Raw genomic sequence first — 14942 nt, forward strand, 5'->3', positions numbered from 1 at the left:
CTGCGCCAGGCCGCCGTCGCGGTGTGCGTGACGGAGGAGCCGGGCGGGCCGGCCCTGCTGGTGACCCGGCGGGCGGCGCGGCTGCGGGCGCACGCCGGGCAGTGGGCGCTGCCCGGCGGCCGGCTCGACCCCGGCGAGACGCCCGTGCAGGCCGCGCTGCGCGAGCTCACCGAGGAGGTCGGCCTCGAGCGCGGCCCGGACGACGTCGTCGGACTGCTCGACGACTACGTGACCCGCTCCGGCTACGTGATGACGCCGGTGGTCGTGTGGGCCGGGAACGCCGGGGAGCTGCGCCCCGCCGAGGCCGAGGTCGCCGCGGTGTACCGGGTGTCGCTGACCGACCTCGACGTCGACCCGGTGCTGGTGACGATCCCCGAGTCCGAGGCGCCGGTCATCCGGCTGCCGCTGCTGGGCGGCTGGGTGCACGCCCCGACCGCGGCGGTCGTGTACCAGTTCTGCCAGGTCGCCTGCCGCGGGTTGCACACCCGCGTCGCCCACCTCGAGCAGCCGGTGTTCGCCTGGCGCTAGCGTCCGGCCGGCGCGCGATGCCAGCGGACGGCGCCGTAGGAGGCCAGCGCCAGCACGATGCCCGACAGCGCGGCGCTCCTCGCCGCCACGTCGCCCTCCGCGCGCGAGGTCCACACCGCCGCCGCGTCGAGGCCGGTGAGCAGCAGCGTCACCTCGGTGGTGCGCCTCGCCTGCGGCGCCGGGGTGACCAGCAGCGCCGCGCCCATCGCGATGTTGCGCGCGGCGCCGAGCCGCACGAGCAGCGGCAGGGCGACGTCCCCCTGCGCCGCGTCGGGCCGCACACCCAGCGCGCCGGCGATCCACCGGGGCGCGAACAGCGCCGCCGTCCCGATCCAGATCGACAGCGACCCGACGGCCTTGCGGGTGACGTCCCAGTCCTGGCTTCCGACGCGGCTGCTCACGAGCTGCCCTTGCCCGCGACGTGCCTGGTCGAACCGGCGGTCAGCACGAGCACCACCGCCAGGAACGGCAGCGTCACCGCGCTGGCCACGACGTCGCTGACGGTCGCGACGGTGAAGGCCCCGGCCGACGGCGCGTCCAGCGGGCCGATCACCCGCTCGAGCCCGAGCGCGGCCACCGACGCGGGCAGGGTCAGCAGCGCCGACACCGCGCCGCCGAGCACCACCCCGGCGAGCACCGCGAGCGGAGAGGTCCGCACCGCCCGCAGCGCGGTCGCCGTCCCCCGGCCGAGCGCGCCGCCCGGCCGCACCCGGCCGGTGCCGGGCAGGTCGGTGAGCGCGCCGGTCAGCCACAGCTGAGCGATCAGGCCGGTGGTGAAGCCGACGAGGTCGACCAGCAGCGCGGAGGCGAGACTCGGGTCGCGGTAGACCAGCAGCTGGCGCAGCACGTCGGGCACGGTGTTCACCAGAGTGACCGCCAGCGCGAGCGCGTAGACCCGCCCGGCGTGCCGGCCCAGCAGCGCCAGGCTCCCGCGGACGATCCCGCCGACGGTCACGTGCGGGTGGCGACGGCCTGGATCCACCGGTCGCCCGCCGCCCGCCGCAGCCGCGCGGCCGGCACCTCGAGGCCGTGCGCCCGCAGCTCGGCGAGCAGCTCGTCGGTGGAGAAGCGGTCGGCCGGGTGGCGGGAGACCGCGCGCAGCCACGGCGCGTCGACGAAGCGGGCGGTCATCTCGGTGAGCGCCAGCTGCCCGCCGGGGCGCAGCACGCGGGCGGCCTCGGCGACGGCGGCACGCCAGTCGGCGATGTGGTGCAGCGCGTGGAAGTCGACGACGAGGTCCGCGCTGGCGTCGTCGACCGGGAGGGCGGTGGCGTCCCCCACCCGGAAGGTGACCCGCTCACCGAGGTCGGCGCAGGCCATCCGGGCGCGGCCGACGGTGGCCGGGTACAGGTCGAACGCGGTCACGTCGGTGGCGCCCAGCTGCTCGACGGCGACCCGGGTACCCAGGCCGCGGCGGCCGGTGCCGATCTCGACGGCGCGCTGCCCGCGGGCCCCCAGACGACGCAGGATGGCGCCCTCGACCCGCAGGCCGATCTCGTAGCGGATCCGCGAGTCGACCCACAGGCGGTTGGCGTCGACGAAGGTGGGCGGCACGGTGCTGCTGCCGCGCTGGTCGGGAGGCATGCCGCGGCGCTACCCACTCAGACCGCGAGTGCACCGTAGACGTCGCGGGCGTGGTCGAAGACCAGGAAGTGGCCCTCGCCGGCGAACCAGTGCGCCGTGCAGTTGGGCAGCATCCCGGCCAGCACCCGGCCGAGCGCCACCGGCACCTGCCAGTCCTGCGTGCCGTGCCAGACGTCGACGTGCTGGCGCACCTCGCCCACCGGGAAGCCCCACGGCCGGAACAGCAGCGCCCGGTCCTCGGCCAGCGCCGCGACGCCCTGGCGCATCCCCTCGGTGAAGGCGCGGGCCATGACCCGCCGGACCGCGGGGCGGCCGAGCACCCGGCGGTCGGCGGGGTTGAGCCGCAGCTGCAGGTAGCGCGGCAGCAGCTGCGGGCGGACGGTCAGCGGCGCGAACACCGGCCGCAGCAGCGCCGCCGTCGCCGGGGAGGGCCGGTGCACGGCCGCGCGGACCGACGTCGGCAGCCAGCCCGGCCACGGCCACGGCACGTCCGGCGGCGGGGCGCCGCCGAGGATCCCCACGGTGGTCACCCGGTCGGGCATCGCGTGCGCGCAGGCCAGCGCGTAGGCCGCCCCTCCGGACAGCGACAGGGCGGCGAAGCGGTCGATGCCCAGCGAGTCCAGCAGCTGGGCGACGTCGCCGGGCCAGTCGGTCACCCGCCGGCCCGGCTGCGGGTCCGAGCGCCCGAAGCCGGGCCGGTCGGGCACGACCAGCCGCACGCCCCAGCGGCGGTAGGCGCCGGCGTCGTCGACGTGCCGCTCGAGCCGGGAGCTCGGGGAGCCGTGGCAGCCGAGCACCGGCCGCCCGTCGGGGTCGCCCCACTCGGCGTAGGCCATCGTGCGGCCGTCGCGCAGCTGAAGCCGGCCCTCGCGGGGCCCGTCGGCGGTGTCGGTGTGCCCAGGGTGCATGTCGCCGGGCCTACCCCGGGCGTGGGCGGCTCAGCCCCCGTCGGGTGCGAGGTGCACGTAGAGGTACGCCTCGACGTCGCCGCCGTCCGTGGCGACGGGAGCCAGGACCCGCTCGTAGCCGGTTCCCTCGAACGCGTCCCACCGGGACCAGGGTGCGGGCAGGTCGGCGGACTCCAGGACCTCGACCTCGACCACCGGGCCGGCGGGGTCGAGGGAGACCGCGGGAAGCCGAGGGCTGCGCCCCAGCCCTCCTCGACGAGCCGCCGGTCCCCGTTCATCCCGGAGATCCTCGGGCGGTGACCGGTCCCGGCGCGATCCGACGCGGGGCCCCGTCGACGGAGCTCCGGTGGAGCCCGGATCAGAACCCGGCCTGGCTCACCCCGTACTCGGCCTGCGCGGGGGTGAACCCCTCGAACTCCAGCTGCTCGATGAGCCCGGAGCGCGAGAACGAGGTGAAGTCGAGGTAGTCCCTCGCGGACTGGGCAGCCTGCTCGTTCCAGTCGACGCCCAGGCTGTCGACGGCCCAGGTCGCGTCACCGGTCGAGAAACCCTCGAACTCCAGCTGCTCGATGAGTCCGGAGCGCGAGAAGGCGGTGAAGTCGAGGTAGTCCCTCGCGGACTCCTGGGCGTTCTCCTGACCGATGGTCAGGTCCGGTGCCGGTGCCGGTGCCGGAGCCGGAGCTGGCCTGGGAGTGGGAGCCGGATCCGGAGCGGGCGCAGGGGCGGGCGCTGGCGCTGGCGCAGGAGTCGGGGCGACCTCCTGGACGGACGAGGTCGGAGCAGAGGATGCCTTCGAGGCGGGCGCCGACGTCTCTGCCACGGGCGCGCTGGAGCTGGCGGCGGGGACGCTGTCGGTGTCCTCCTTCGGCCCCACGGCTGCGCCCAGCACGGCCAGCGCCAGCACCCCGGCCGGGATGGCGAACCGCTTCCGTTTGAACCAGGGGCGGCCCGGCGGTGTGGGCAGCCCCGCGCCGGGCGGCGTGGGCTGCTGCCAGGGGCCCTGCGGAGCGCCGAACGGCTGCGTGGGCGGCGGCTGGTACGGGTAGCCGGCCTGGGGCTGGTCGGCCGGGGGCATGGAGCCGGGCTGGGTCACGAGGGCTGCTCCTGCGTCGCTGACACGAAGATCCTGGATGCGTTACTACGGAGTATCGCCACCGTCGTCCGCGTCTTGACCCCAGTCGGGAACGGTTCGGTGGCGGGCGCTCCGGCTCCTGGGGCAGCGGGTCGTCACAGGGGCCCGGGCGCGACTCGCCACCCCTACGGGCTGCCGTCGGTGACCACGTCGGCGCAGCAGACGCCCGGGACCTCGGCTGCCGCGGTCGCGAACCTGCGCACCGCGGCGGAGCCCGCGGATCAGGCCCGGCGGCCCAGGAGTGCGAGCACCCGCTCCTCCCGGCCGGCGTCGCCGGGCACCTCGACGGCGGGGCGGCAGATGCCGTCCGTGTAGAGGGTGTCGCCCCAGGTGCTGACGCCGGACTCGATGCGGCCGAGCTCGGCGTCGGTGAGGCCGGCGTCCTGTCCGGTGGCGCGGGCGAGGTCCCAGCGGTGCACCACCATGTCCCAGACGTAGAACCGGGCGAGGGTCTCCCCCACCGTCGTCGGGCCGAAGAAGCCGTCGTAGGACTCGTCGGCGACGGCCGGGTCGGACAGGGCGGCGAGCACCCGGCCGGCGTGTGCCCGGAGCGCGGCGGCGGGGTCGGCGGCGACGTCGGGCGCGGGACCCAGGTCGATCCCGCGGCCGGTGAGGAACTCGCGCTGGGTGTCGACCACGTGCGTGACGACGTCGCGGGCGGACCAGTCCTCGCAGGGCGTGGCGGCGTCCCAGCCGGCGGCGGGGACGGCGTCGGCGACGGCCAGCAGCGGCTCCAGGACGGCGGCGTAGTCGGTGGCGGTCGGGGTGCCGGTGGGGACCGGGGCGGAGGGGGCGTCCATGACGGCAGCATCGGCGATGCGGCAACCTGGCGTCTTGATGGAACCCGACAGCGCTCCCGTGCACCGCCGCGACACGATCGAGCGGGCGCACCTGCGGGACCCGCGGGACGCCTCGCACGTCATGTACCGCTACGAGACGACGGGACCGATGGCCGCGCTGGTGCAGCGGACGTGGATCCCGGTGTGGTCGGTGCCGCCGGGTGAGGAGGCCGTCCAGCGGGTGCTGCAGTACCCGGTCTGCCTCGTCGTCGTCACCCCGGGCTACGCCCGCTTCTACGGCGTGGTGTCCGGGCTGTCGACGACGACGCTCACCGGCGAGGGCTGGGCGGCCGGCGTCATGCTCACCCCGGCGGCCGGTGCGCTCGTCGCCGGCGGGCCGGTGTCGGCGTACACCGACCGGTCCGTCGACGTCGCCGAGGTCCTGGGGGACGACGGCGACCGGCTCGCCGCGCGGGTGCGCGCGGCGATGGCCGGCGACCCGCACTCGCCCGACGCGCACGCAGCCGCGCGGGCCGCCTACGACGACGCCCTGCGGCGCTTCCTCCCGGTCGACGGGGAGGGGCTGCTCGTCGACCGGCTCGTGGCGCTGGTGGAGTCGCGGCCGGACCTGACGCGGGTCGACCAGCTGTGCGCCCAGACGGGGCTGTCCGAGCGCGCGCTGCAGCGGCTGGCGGCCCGCCGGCTGGGGCTGTCCCCGAAGTGGCTGGTGCAGCGGCGCCGGCTGCAGGAGGCCGCCGAGCGGCTGCGCGACCGGACGGCGACGGCCGCCCAGGTCGCCGCCGACCTCGGCTACGCCGACCAGCCGCACCTGACCCGCGACTTCGCCCGGGTCACCGGGATGACCCCCGGGGAGTTCACCGCGCGGTACGCGCCGGGCCCGGCGGGGCCCGGTACGGCGGGGGTCAGCCGGCCGTCGTCTGCCGCTCCGGCTCGATCCAGACGGTGACCCGCTCGGTCGTGATGTTCTCCGCCGGGTAGGGCCGGCCGTCGTACTTCTGCGACAGCTCGTCGATGTGCGCCCGCGCCTCCGGCCCGGTCGTCGTCTCCGACACCCGGCCGCGCACCTCGGCGTAGCGGTACGGGTTCCCCTCGTCGCGGATGGCCAGGGTGACCCGCGCGTCTCTCTTGAGGTTCTCGAACTTGCGCCGTCCGGTCTCGGTGTTCACGTAGAGCCGCTCCCCGTCGGTGCCCACCCAGATGTACTGCGTCTGGATGCGCCCGCTGGGCAGCAGGGTGCTGATCGCCGCGTAGTTGGGGCCCTCCGCCAGCTCGCGGGTGACCGGGTGGAGCTCGGGACCGTCCTGGGTGTCTGCCACGGGCGGTCCCTACCCGCGGCCGGTCGCGCCACGCGCCTCCGGGCGTGCCCCGAGCGCCCCGGGACGACGGCGCCGTCCTGGCTGTCGCGTCACACAGCCGGCGTGCCCCGGGGTCCGTCCCCGCCGTCCGAGGGTCCTGCGACGACCGGGACCCCGACGCCCACAGCCGACTCGCACGGCCGGGACCGCCCTGCTCGGAGTGACTCGGGTGAACCCCGCGGACGACCGGCTCTCGGCCGCTCTCCTCGACCTCGGACTCGTGCCGGTGGACCGCCCACTGCCCCTCGTGATGGAGCAGGTCGCCGACCTGGCCGCCGAGGTGCTCGGAGGACGGCCGGCCCTGTCGGTGACCGTCGTCGGGTCCGAGGGCGGCAGCACCGTGTCCACGAGCTCACCGGTGGCCGCCGAACTCGACGGCGTGCAGTACCGCACCGGGAACGGCCCCTGCCTGGAGGCCGCGACCCGTGGCCGGATGCTCCTCGTCGAGGACTCGGGGACCGAGCGACGGTGGCCGGACCTCGCCCGGACCGCCGCCGAGGCCGGCCAGCGCGGCGTCGTGTCGACGCCCTTCCCGTCCCGGGATGCCGTGACGGGCGGGCTCGACGCCTACGTGCAGTCGCCCCCGGCACCCGGCGCGGGGCCCCGGGAGCGCGTGGAGCGGTTCTCCCGCCACGCCGTCGTCCCCGTGGCCAACGCCCTGCTCCACGCGCGGGCGCTGCAGCTGACCGAGCACCTGCAGGTGGCACTCGAGTCCCGCGCGGTCATCGACCACGCCACGGGCATCCTGATGGAGCGCTTTCCGCCTCACCGCCGGTCAGGCGTTCGACGCCCTCGCCCGCGTCTCCAACCGGACCGACACCGAGGTCCGCGACGTCGCCACGGAGCTCGTGGACACGGGGCAGGTCCACCGGAGTGAGCCGGCGCGCGCAGCGCTGTGTGCACGCGGCCGGCCGGCGTCAGTGGTGCCAGGCGTGGGCGTGACCGTGCACGCCGTCGGCCTCGTCGTCGGCGGCCGCGGCGGCGTCCTCGGCGCGGTTGCGGCGCAGGTCGACCACGCCGAGCACCAGCGCGGCCACGGCGCCCAGCACCGACACGGCCAGTCCCGCGGCCGCCGCGGCCGGGTAGTCGTCGCCGGTCGCCGAGAGGACGAGGTAGAACAACCCCGGCAGCGCCGCCGTGCCGATCGCCGCCCCGAACCGCTGCGCCGTCTGCAGGCCGCCGCCGGCCGAGCCGGCCATCGACACCGGCACGTCGCGCAGGGTCATCGTGATGTTCGGCGAGATGACGAACCCGCCGCCGATGCCGCCCACGAGCAGGGCCGGCGCGATCGCCCACCCGGCGGCCGACGGCGGCACCAGCAGCAGGACGACCGCCGCGGCGGCCAGCCCGAGGACGACGCCCGAGAGCCCGAGGACCGTCAGCCTCCGCCCGTACCGCTCGACCAGCCGCCCGGCCACCACGGCCGCGGACGCCGACCCGAGGGCGAACGGCGTCACCGCCAGACCCGACTGCAGCGGCGTGTAGCCCAGGCCGGTCTGGAAGAACAGCGCCAGCACCAGCCAGATGCCGCTGAACCCGACGAAGTAGACGGTGCCCAGCGCCGCGCCGATGCCGTAGCCGCGGGTCTGCGTGACCAGCCGCGGGTCGAACACCGGCTGCCCGTCGTGCGCCACCACCCGCCGCTCCCAGGAGACGAACGCCACGAGGAGCGCCGCCCCGGCACCGAAGAGCCACCACAGCTGCGCCAGCCCGCCGGACTCCGCCTGCACCAGCGGGAACAGCACCGCCAGCGCACCGGCGCCGAGCAGCAGCACCCCGACGACGTCGATCCGCCCGCGCCCGCCGCCCCCGCCGCGGGGCAGCAGCCGCAGGGCCAGCGCGAACGCGACGACGCCGATCGGCACGTTGACGTAGAACAGCCACCGCCAGCCGTCGGCCCCGTCGGCCAGCCCGAGGATCGCGCCGCCGACGACCGGGCCCACGGCGGTGGAGATGCCGACCGTGGCGCCGAACAGGCCGAACGCCCGCCCGCGCTCGCCGCCGCGGAACAGCTGCTGGATCAGCGCGGAGTTCTGCGGCGCCAGGCACCCGGCGGCCAGCCCCTGCACGAGCCGCGCGGCGATCAGCCAGGCGACCGACGGCGCCGCCCCCGCCGCGGCGCTGGACAGCACGAAGCCGGCCAGCCCGAGGAGGAACAGCCGCCGCCGGCCGAAGGCGTCACCGAGCCGCCCGGCGGGCACCAGCATCAGCCCGAAGGTGAGCGCGTAGCCCGACACCACCCACTGCACGGTCGCCGGGGTGGCGCCGAGGTCGCGCTGCAGCGAGGGCAGGGCCACGGACACGATGCTGACGTCGAGCAGGCTCATGAAGCCGACGACGAGGGTGACCGACAGCGCGCTCCACCGCTTCGGGTCCGGGTGGTACTCCTCGGCGGCGGACTCCGCCTGCAAGGAGCCCGGGGCGGCGTCGGTCGATGCGCGTGGCGGCACGGTGAGGCCTCTTCCGGTGGTGCAGCGGGCGCCCGGCACGGCGATCCCGCCCGGCCGGGGGGCGCGGCCGCCCTCCGGCCGCCGCGCCGTGCTGCCCTACCCGGTCGCGCACCACCGACACGCACCCGTGCCGGTGGCGGTCACCCCGGGCCGTCGCTCCGAGCCCGTCACTCCAGGACGGCGGTCGCGTCCACCTCGACGAGCAGGTCCGGCTCGGCCAGCGCGGCCACCGGGAGCAGGGTCACCGGCCGGGTGAGGTCGCACCCCAGCTTCGCCGCGGCCCGCCCCACACCCTCGCCGAGCGCGGCGAGCTTGGAGGGGTCCCAGTCGACGAGGTACAGGGTCACCTTCGCGACGTCGTCGAAGCTGCCGCCGACGGCGTCGAGCGCGGTGGCGACGTTGAGGTAGGCCTGCTCGACCTGGGCGGCGAGGTCGCCGGCGCCGACGGGTTCGCCGGTGGCGGTGCGGGCCACCTGGCCGGCGAGGTAGACGGTGCGGCTCCCGCGGGCGACGGCCATCTGGCGGTAGACGCCGGGGACGGGCAGGCCGGGCGGGTCGATCAGCTCGACGGTCACGGTTCCTCCTGAGGGGTGGTCGGGACTGAACCATAGCGTTGCTATGGCATGATGGTCCAGTGCCCCGTCGACCCGATCCCGCCGTCCGTCTGCTCCTCGTCGAGCGGGCGGCCCGGATGCTCGCCGCGCGCGAGCCGGTGACCCTGCGTGCGCTGGTGGAGGGCACCGGTGCCTCGACGATGGCGGTCTACACGCACTTCGGCGGGATGCCCGGGCTGTGGAGCGCGGTCCGGCAGGAGGGCTTCACCCGCCTGGCGGCCCGGCTGGCCGCCGTCCCCCGGACCGACGACGCGGTGCACGACCTCGCCGCCCTCGGTGTGGCCTACGCCCGCACGGCCCTGGAGCACCCGGAGCTGTACCGGGCGATGTTCGACGCCGGCGCCGACCTCGCCGACGAGGCGGCCGCCGACGCGTCGTTCGACCGGCTGGTGGCCGCGGCGGCCCGGGCGCGCGACGAGGGCCGGCTGGCCCCCGGCGCCGACCCGCGCACGCTGGCCACCCAGGTCTGGGCCGCCGGGCACGGGCTCGTCTCGCTGGTCGTGCAGGGCGTGCTGCCTGCCGAGGTCCTCGCGCCGCTGGCCACCGGGACGACCGTGGCCCTGCTGGCCGCCGCCGGGGACGACATCGACCGGTGCCGCGCCTCGGTGGAGGCGGCGTGGGCGGCCGGCTGACGGCGCAAGAACGGTCGGGCGCGGGAGGCGGCCGGGTCGCCAGACTCGTCGTGTGACCCCACCCGGCCGCGACCGCCTCCGCGAACTGCTCGACGCCGTCCTCGACGAGGACAACCGGACGCTCTCCGACATGGCCGGGGACGCCTACGCCTCGCCGTTCCACTTCAGCCGGCAGGTGTCCGGCGGCGCCGGGGAGTCCCCGGTCGCGCTGCGCCGCCGGGTGGTGCTGGAGCGCGCGGCCTGGCAGCTGCGGCAGGGCACGAGCGTCACCGACGCCGCCTTCGCCGCCGGCTACGAGTCGATCGAGGGCTTCAGCCGGGCGTTTGCGCGCGCCTACGGCCGCAGTCCCGGTTCGGCGGCCGCGGGCGGCGCCGGGCGGGACGCCCACTGGCTGCCCGCGCCCAACGGCATCCACTTCCACCCGCCGTCGTCGCTGTGGGTGTCCGACGAGCCGGCCCGCCGCGGCGGCGACGAGGTCACCGCACTGCTGGTGCACCACGGCGTCGAGGACACCCGCGCCCTGCTGGAGCTGGCCAAGGGCCTGCCCGCCGAGGAGTACCGGCGGGTGCGGGCACCGGGCCTGTCGGTGCTGCCCTGGGACGGCGCCGAGGAGACGCTGGCCGCCGTCCTGGACACCCTCGTGTGGACGACGGAGGTGTGGGTGGCCTCCCTCGAGGGCGGCGACGCCCCCGTCCGCGGCGCCGACGACCCTGCCGCGCTGCTCGACCGGCACGACGCCGTCGCGCCGCGCTGGCTGGCCGCCGTCCGCGAGATCGCCCGCCGCGGCGCCTGGGGCGACCGGCTGGTCGACGCGCTGTGCGAGCCGCCGGAGAGCTTCGTCCTCGGCAGCGTCGTCGCGCACGTCCTCACCTTCTCCGCGCACCGCCGGCTCCTGGCCCGGCACTGGCTGCGCGAGGCCGGTGTCGCGGTCGACACCGGCGACCCCATCGAGTGGCTCTCCCGGAGGGAACGATGACCCGCACCGTCTACTACACCGCCACCACGCTCGACGGCTTCATCGCCGACCCGCAGCACTCCCTGGACTGGCTGCTCACGCGGGAGGCCGACCACGAGGGGGCGATGGGCTACAAGGCGTTCGAGAAGACCGTCGGGTCGCTGGTCATGGGCGCCTCGACCTACCAGTGGCTGCGCGACAACGGCGGCCCGGACGCCTGGACCTACGACCAGCCGGCCTGGGTGCTCACCCACCGCACGATGGAGCCGTACGCCGGCGCCGACATCCGGTTCACCGCCGTCGACTCCCGGGAGGACCTGCTCGCGCTGCACGCGGAGCTGGTCGCGGCCGCCGGGGACCTCGACGTGTGGGTGGTCGGCGGCGGCCCGGTGGCCGCGCAGTTCGCCGACGCCGGACTCCTCGACGAGGTGGCCGTGTCGATCGCGCCGGTGACCCTGGGCGCCGGGGCGCCGCTGCTGCCCACGCACGTGGAGCTGGTGACCCGCGAGGTGGCGCAGAACGGCGAGTTCGCCGTCGTGCGCTACGACGTCGTGCGTCCCGGCTGACCGCCCGGTCGCCATGTCGACACCTCGACGGGACGACACCTCGACGTGCCGATCCGTCGACATGACGATCCGTCGACATGACGATCCGTCGACGTGCCGATCCGGGCGCAGGCGTCAGCCCGGCTCGACGCGGTAGCGGCAGTGGGTCACGCTCGGCGCGGAGACCACCCGGACCGGGGTGAGCCGCAGCGCGCGGCTGGGGCGGGTGAACAGCGGCAGCCCGTCGCCGACCACGATCGGGACGACGTGCAGCTGCACCTCGTCGACCAGGCCGGCGGCGAGGCACTGGCGGGCGACGTCGGCACCGCCGCCGACCGCCACCCACCGCTCCCCCGCCAGCTCCGCCGACCGCGCCACCGCGGCGGGCACGCCGGCCACGAACTCGAAGCGCACCGGCCCGGCCGGCAGCGGGTCCGGCGGCCGGTGGGTCACCACCACGTGCGGCACGTCGTAGGGCGTCTCGTCCCAGCCCTGGGCGTCGTCGGCCGTCCCGTAGGCGGTCCGCCCGACGAGGATCGCGCCGGTGTCGGCCACCATCGCCTCGACGACGGGCCGGCTGGCCTCGGGAGGGTCGAAGAACCAGTCGTAGAGGCCGACGTCGGTCCCGCCGGGACCGCTCACCAGGCCGTCGAGGGAGACCGCCATGTCCAGCAGCACGCGCGCCATGCGGGGAGGACCGCCCGCGCCGGCCGGACTGAGCGGCGTCAGGCGCTGCGGATCACCGAGACGTCGAACTCGACCTGGATGCGGTCGCTGACCAGCACGCCGCCGGTGTCCAGCGGGGTGTTCCAGACCAGGCCCCAGTCGCTGCGCTTGATCGACAGCGCGCCCTCGAAGCCCACACGGGTGTTGCCGAAGGGGTCCTTCGCCGACCCGGTCAGGGTGAACTCGACCGTCACCGGCCGGGTGACGTCGCGGATGGTGAGGTCGCCGGTGACCTCGAAGGTCTCCTCGTCGACCTGCTCGACGTCGGTGGAGGAGAACACCATCTCCGGCCAGCGCTCGACGTCGAGGAAGTCCGGGGAGCGCAGGTGCGCGTCCCGGTCGGCCTGCCCGGTGTCGATGCTCGCCGTCCGGATCCGGATCGACACGCTGCTCGCCTCGGGCTTCAGCGTGTCCAGGTGGGCCTCGCCGGCGAAGTCGGTGAACGCGCCGCGGACCGTCGTCACCATCGCGTGCCGCGCGCGGATGCCGATCCGGGTGTGCGCCACGTCGATCGTGTAGTCGCCCGAGACGTCGGCCAGTGCGACCGTCGCCGCGTCGAAGTCGGTGGGGCTGCCCTCGGGTGCCCGGTGCTTCGCCACGTGTCCGTCCTTCCCCCTCGCAGGCCCCCCATCCTCGCCGATCAGGACGACGGTGCCACCGCCGGGCTCCTCCGAGGAGGGACCGACCGGCTCAGCGGCCCGGGCGGAACGGGTTGCGGCCGGGCCGGAACAGCGTCTCCTGGGTCAGGCTCGCGGCCAGCACGCCGTCGCGGGTGGTGACCGACCCGGTGTACCAGCCCCGTCCGCCGGAGACGGTGTGCGGGACGAGGTCCATGAGCACCCAGGCGTCGAGCCGGGCCGGCCGGTGGAACCACACCGCGTGGTCCAGCGTCGGGCCGGGCGCGGCCTCGTCCTCCGGCAGCGCCGAGAGCCCGGTGCCGATGTCGGAGAGGTAGGCGAGCGCGCAGGCGTGCACCAGCGGGTCGTCGGGCAGCGCCACGGTCGACCGGGACCAGAAGCGGGTCGGCATGTGAGCCGCCTGCCACGGCTGGGACGGCGTCCGCCCCTCCATCGTGAAGAGCCGCGGCAGGGTGAACGGTGCGCACTCCGCCGGGTCCTCGGCGGCCGGGGCGGCCGCCACCTGCACGTCGGGCCCGGCGGTCGGCGCCTGGAACGACGCCGACATCGACAGCACGACCTCACCGCCCTGCACCGCCACCACCCGGCGGGCGGAGAACGAGCCGCCGTCGCGGTCCCGGTCGACCCGGAAGACGGTGGGCCGGGCGGCGTCGCCGCTGCGCAGGAAGTAGCCGTGCAGCGAGTGCGCCAGCCGGTCGGGCGCGACCGTGCGGCCGGCCGCGAGCAGCGCCTGCGCGGCGACCTGGCCGCCGTAGAGCGGCAGCGGGTCGGGAAAGACCAGGGTGCTGCGGTAGAGGTCGCGGTCGACCTCCTCGAGCGTCAGGACGTCGAGCAGCGTGGGATCCCCCGCGGTGGCGCTCACGACCGCCGAACGTAACGGCGCCCGGGGCCACCCCTGCGGGCGGCCCCGGGCGCCGGGGGTCGGGCCGCTACAGCAGCTCGAGGATGGTGGCGTTGGCCTGGCCGCCGCCCTCGCACATGGTCTGCAGGCCGTAGCGGATGCCGTTGTCGCGCATGTGGTGCACGAGCGTGGTCATGATCCGCGCGCCGGAGCCGCCGAGCGGGTGCCCCAGCGCGATGGCGCCGCCGTTGGGGTTGAGCGCCTTGGCGTCGGCGCCGATGTCGGCCAGCCACGCGAGCGGCACGGGGGCGAAGGCCTCGTTGACCTCGAAGGCGCCGATCTCGTCGATCGACAGGCCCGACTTGGCCAGCGCCTTCTGGGTCGCCGGGATCGGGGCGGTGAGCATGACCACCGGGTCGCTGCCGGCGAGGACGGCGGTGTGCACCCGGGCGATGGGCGTGAGGCCCAGCTCGGCGGCCTTCTCCGACGTCGTCATCAGCAGCGCGGCCGCGCCGTCGGAGATCTGCGAGGAGTTGCCGGCGGTGATGACGCCGTCCTCGCGGAAGGCGGTCTTCAGCGTGCCGAGCTTCTCCACCGTCGACTCGCGGATGCCCTCGTCCTGGCTGACCACGGTGCCGTCGGGCGTGGTCACCGGCGCGATCTGGGCGTCGAAGCGGCCCTCGGCGCGGGCGGCGGCGGCCTTCTCGTGCGAGGCGACTGAGAACTCGTCGCACTGCTGGCGGGACAGGCCCCAGCGCTCAGCGATGGTCTCCGCACCCAGCCCCTGGTTGATCTTCGCACCGGCGTAGCGCTCGGCGAACCGGGTGCCGAAGGGGTCGGCGTCCTTGCGCGCGGTGCCCATGGGCACGCGGCTCATCGACTCGACGCCGCCGGCCACGACGACGTCGTACTGCCCGGCGACGAGCCCGGCCGCGGCGAAGTGCACCGACTGCTGCGAGGACCCGCACTGCCGGTCGACGGTCACGCCGGTCACCGTCTCCGGCCAGCCCGCCGCCAGCGCGGCGGTGCGCGCGATGTCGAAGGTCTGCTCCCCGACCTGGGAGACACAGCCCCAGATGACGTCCTCGATCTCGGCCGGGTCGATGCCGGCCCGCTCGGCCAGGGACGTGAGGACGTGCGCGGACAGGTCGACCGGGTGCACCCCCGACAGCCCGCCGTTGCGCTTGCCCACGGGCGCGCGCACCGCCTCGACGATCACCGCGTCACGCATGTC

Annotated in this window: 20 protein-coding genes; 6 read left to right on the top strand and 14 right to left on the bottom strand. The window is 75.9% G+C overall.

The window, feature by feature from the left end; translation table 11 throughout:
* Complete coding sequence (locus BM414_RS05870) at positions 1 to 528, top strand: NUDIX hydrolase (RefSeq protein ID WP_281246716.1); 528 nt, start codon at positions 1 to 3, stop codon at positions 526 to 528.
* Here BM414_RS05870 and BM414_RS29130 read toward each other — a convergent pair.
* From BM414_RS29130 to BM414_RS05900, 7 genes are all read right to left on the bottom strand, one after another.
* Complete coding sequence (locus tag BM414_RS29130; protein WP_093578508.1) at positions 525 to 929, bottom strand: DUF4267 domain-containing protein; 405 nt, start codon at positions 927 to 929, stop codon at positions 525 to 527. The two genes, BM414_RS05870 and BM414_RS29130, sit on opposite strands and share 4 nt — an antisense overlap.
* A complete protein-coding gene (locus BM414_RS29135; protein WP_093578509.1) occupies positions 926 to 1483 on the bottom strand; it encodes a hypothetical protein in 558 nt (185 codons plus the stop codon). The genes BM414_RS29130 and BM414_RS29135 overlap by 4 nt, the downstream gene beginning before the upstream one ends.
* Entirely contained in the window at positions 1480 to 2112 is a 633-nt protein-coding gene (locus BM414_RS05885) for a class I SAM-dependent methyltransferase (protein ID WP_093578510.1), read from the bottom strand. Before BM414_RS05885 ends, BM414_RS29135 begins: the two co-directional genes overlap by 4 nt.
* A gap of 17 nt (positions 2113 to 2129) precedes the next feature.
* Positions 2130 to 3020, bottom strand: coding sequence for an alpha/beta fold hydrolase (locus BM414_RS05890; protein WP_093578511.1), 891 nt, complete (start codon positions 3018 to 3020; stop codon positions 2130 to 2132).
* Positions 3021 to 3050: 30 nt separating this feature from the next.
* Positions 3051 to 3215 (bottom strand): hypothetical protein, encoded by a 165-nt coding sequence (locus tag BM414_RS29140; protein WP_175551439.1) that lies wholly within the window; start codon positions 3213 to 3215, stop codon positions 3051 to 3053.
* Positions 3216 to 3378: 163 nt separating this feature from the next.
* The gene (locus BM414_RS05895; protein WP_217644566.1) at positions 3379 to 4113 is read right to left on the bottom strand and encodes an Ltp family lipoprotein; all 735 of its coding nucleotides are present in this window, start codon (positions 4111 to 4113) and stop codon (positions 3379 to 3381) included.
* A gap of 260 nt (positions 4114 to 4373) precedes the next feature.
* Complete coding sequence (locus tag BM414_RS05900; protein WP_093578512.1) at positions 4374 to 4952, bottom strand: TIGR03086 family metal-binding protein; 579 nt, start codon at positions 4950 to 4952, stop codon at positions 4374 to 4376.
* Between the two features lie 37 nt (positions 4953 to 4989).
* Here BM414_RS05900 and BM414_RS05905 point away from each other — a divergent pair, with 37 nt between their 5' ends.
* Positions 4990 to 5898: a helix-turn-helix domain-containing protein gene (locus tag BM414_RS05905; protein ID WP_093578513.1), complete on the top strand. Its 909-nt coding sequence runs from the start codon at positions 4990 to 4992 to the stop codon at positions 5896 to 5898.
* Here the strand turns inward: BM414_RS05905 and BM414_RS05910 are convergent.
* Positions 5855 to 6268, bottom strand: a complete 414-nt coding sequence (locus tag BM414_RS05910) for a PPOX class F420-dependent oxidoreductase (RefSeq protein ID WP_093578514.1) — start codon at positions 6266 to 6268, stop codon at positions 5855 to 5857. The two genes, BM414_RS05905 and BM414_RS05910, sit on opposite strands and share 44 nt — an antisense overlap.
* 208 nt (positions 6269 to 6476) lie before the next feature.
* Between BM414_RS05910 and BM414_RS05915 the strand changes: the two genes are divergently transcribed.
* A complete protein-coding gene (locus BM414_RS05915; protein WP_093578515.1) occupies positions 6477 to 7184 on the top strand; it encodes a GAF and ANTAR domain-containing protein in 708 nt (235 codons plus the stop codon).
* Positions 7185 to 7224: 40 nt separating this feature from the next.
* On the opposite strand, the gene BM414_RS05920 is transcribed toward BM414_RS05915, so the two are convergent.
* Together BM414_RS05920 and BM414_RS05925 are read right to left on the bottom strand one after the other, a co-directional pair.
* Complete coding sequence (locus tag BM414_RS05920; protein ID WP_245784521.1) at positions 7225 to 8757, bottom strand: MFS transporter; 1533 nt, start codon at positions 8755 to 8757, stop codon at positions 7225 to 7227.
* A 167-nt stretch (positions 8758 to 8924) separates the two neighbouring features.
* Positions 8925 to 9332, bottom strand: coding sequence for a RidA family protein (locus BM414_RS05925; protein WP_093578516.1), 408 nt, complete (start codon positions 9330 to 9332; stop codon positions 8925 to 8927).
* A gap of 59 nt (positions 9333 to 9391) precedes the next feature.
* On the opposite strand from BM414_RS05925, the gene BM414_RS05930 reads away from it, so the two are divergent.
* From BM414_RS05930 to BM414_RS05940, 3 genes are read left to right on the top strand one after another with little or no spacing between them, the layout of a single operon-like run.
* Positions 9392 to 10003 carry a TetR/AcrR family transcriptional regulator gene (locus BM414_RS05930; RefSeq protein ID WP_175551440.1) on the top strand — a complete coding sequence of 204 codons (612 nt, stop codon included), beginning with the start codon at positions 9392 to 9394 and terminating at the stop codon, positions 10001 to 10003.
* A gap of 52 nt (positions 10004 to 10055) precedes the next feature.
* Entirely contained in the window at positions 10056 to 10979 is a 924-nt protein-coding gene (locus BM414_RS05935; protein ID WP_175551441.1) for a helix-turn-helix domain-containing protein, read from the top strand.
* Complete coding sequence (locus BM414_RS05940; protein WP_093578517.1) at positions 10976 to 11524, top strand: dihydrofolate reductase family protein; 549 nt, start codon at positions 10976 to 10978, stop codon at positions 11522 to 11524. Before BM414_RS05935 ends, BM414_RS05940 begins: the two co-directional genes overlap by 4 nt.
* A gap of 114 nt (positions 11525 to 11638) precedes the next feature.
* On the opposite strand, the gene BM414_RS05945 is transcribed toward BM414_RS05940, so the two are convergent.
* The 4 genes from BM414_RS05945 to BM414_RS05960 all read right to left on the bottom strand — a co-directional run bounded on the left by BM414_RS05945 (position 11639) and on the right by BM414_RS05960 (position 14939).
* Positions 11639 to 12190 (bottom strand): dihydrofolate reductase family protein, encoded by a 552-nt coding sequence (locus tag BM414_RS05945; RefSeq protein ID WP_093578518.1) that lies wholly within the window; start codon positions 12188 to 12190, stop codon positions 11639 to 11641.
* A gap of 38 nt (positions 12191 to 12228) precedes the next feature.
* Positions 12229 to 12828, bottom strand: a complete 600-nt coding sequence (locus BM414_RS05950) for a YceI family protein (RefSeq protein WP_093578519.1) — start codon at positions 12826 to 12828, stop codon at positions 12229 to 12231.
* Between the two features lie 91 nt (positions 12829 to 12919).
* Positions 12920 to 13729 carry an acyl-CoA thioesterase gene (locus BM414_RS05955; protein WP_245784522.1) on the bottom strand — a complete coding sequence of 270 codons (810 nt, stop codon included), beginning with the start codon at positions 13727 to 13729 and terminating at the stop codon, positions 12920 to 12922.
* A 67-nt stretch (positions 13730 to 13796) separates the two neighbouring features.
* Positions 13797 to 14939, bottom strand: a complete 1143-nt coding sequence (locus BM414_RS05960; RefSeq protein ID WP_093578520.1) for a thiolase family protein — start codon at positions 14937 to 14939, stop codon at positions 13797 to 13799.
* Positions 14940 to 14942 lie beyond the last annotated feature (3 nt).

Origin of the sequence: Geodermatophilus amargosae (genome assembly GCF_900116515.1) — a bacterium.
GTDB lineage: Bacteria > Actinomycetota > Actinomycetes > Mycobacteriales > Geodermatophilaceae > Geodermatophilus > Geodermatophilus amargosae.

Bases quoted from the DNA above. Each gene is read 5' to 3' on its own strand.
- BM414_RS05885 (WP_093578510.1), bottom strand. From the start codon at position 2,112: ATGCCTCCCGACCAGCGCGGCAGCAGCACCGTGCCGCCCACCTTCGTC.
- BM414_RS05890 (WP_093578511.1), bottom strand. From the start codon at position 3,020: ATGCACCCTGGGCACACCGACACCGCCGACGGGCCCCGCGAGGGCCGG.
- BM414_RS05900 (WP_093578512.1), bottom strand. From the start codon at position 4,952: ATGGACGCCCCCTCCGCCCCGGTCCCCACCGGCACCCCGACCGCCACC.
- BM414_RS05905 (WP_093578513.1), top strand. From the start codon at position 4,990: ATGGAACCCGACAGCGCTCCCGTGCACCGCCGCGACACGATCGAGCGG.
- BM414_RS05940 (WP_093578517.1), top strand. From the start codon at position 10,976: ATGACCCGCACCGTCTACTACACCGCCACCACGCTCGACGGCTTCATC.
- BM414_RS05945 (WP_093578518.1), bottom strand. From the start codon at position 12,190: ATGGCGCGCGTGCTGCTGGACATGGCGGTCTCCCTCGACGGCCTGGTG.
- BM414_RS05960 (WP_093578520.1), bottom strand. From the start codon at position 14,939: ATGCGTGACGCGGTGATCGTCGAGGCGGTGCGCGCGCCCGTGGGCAAG.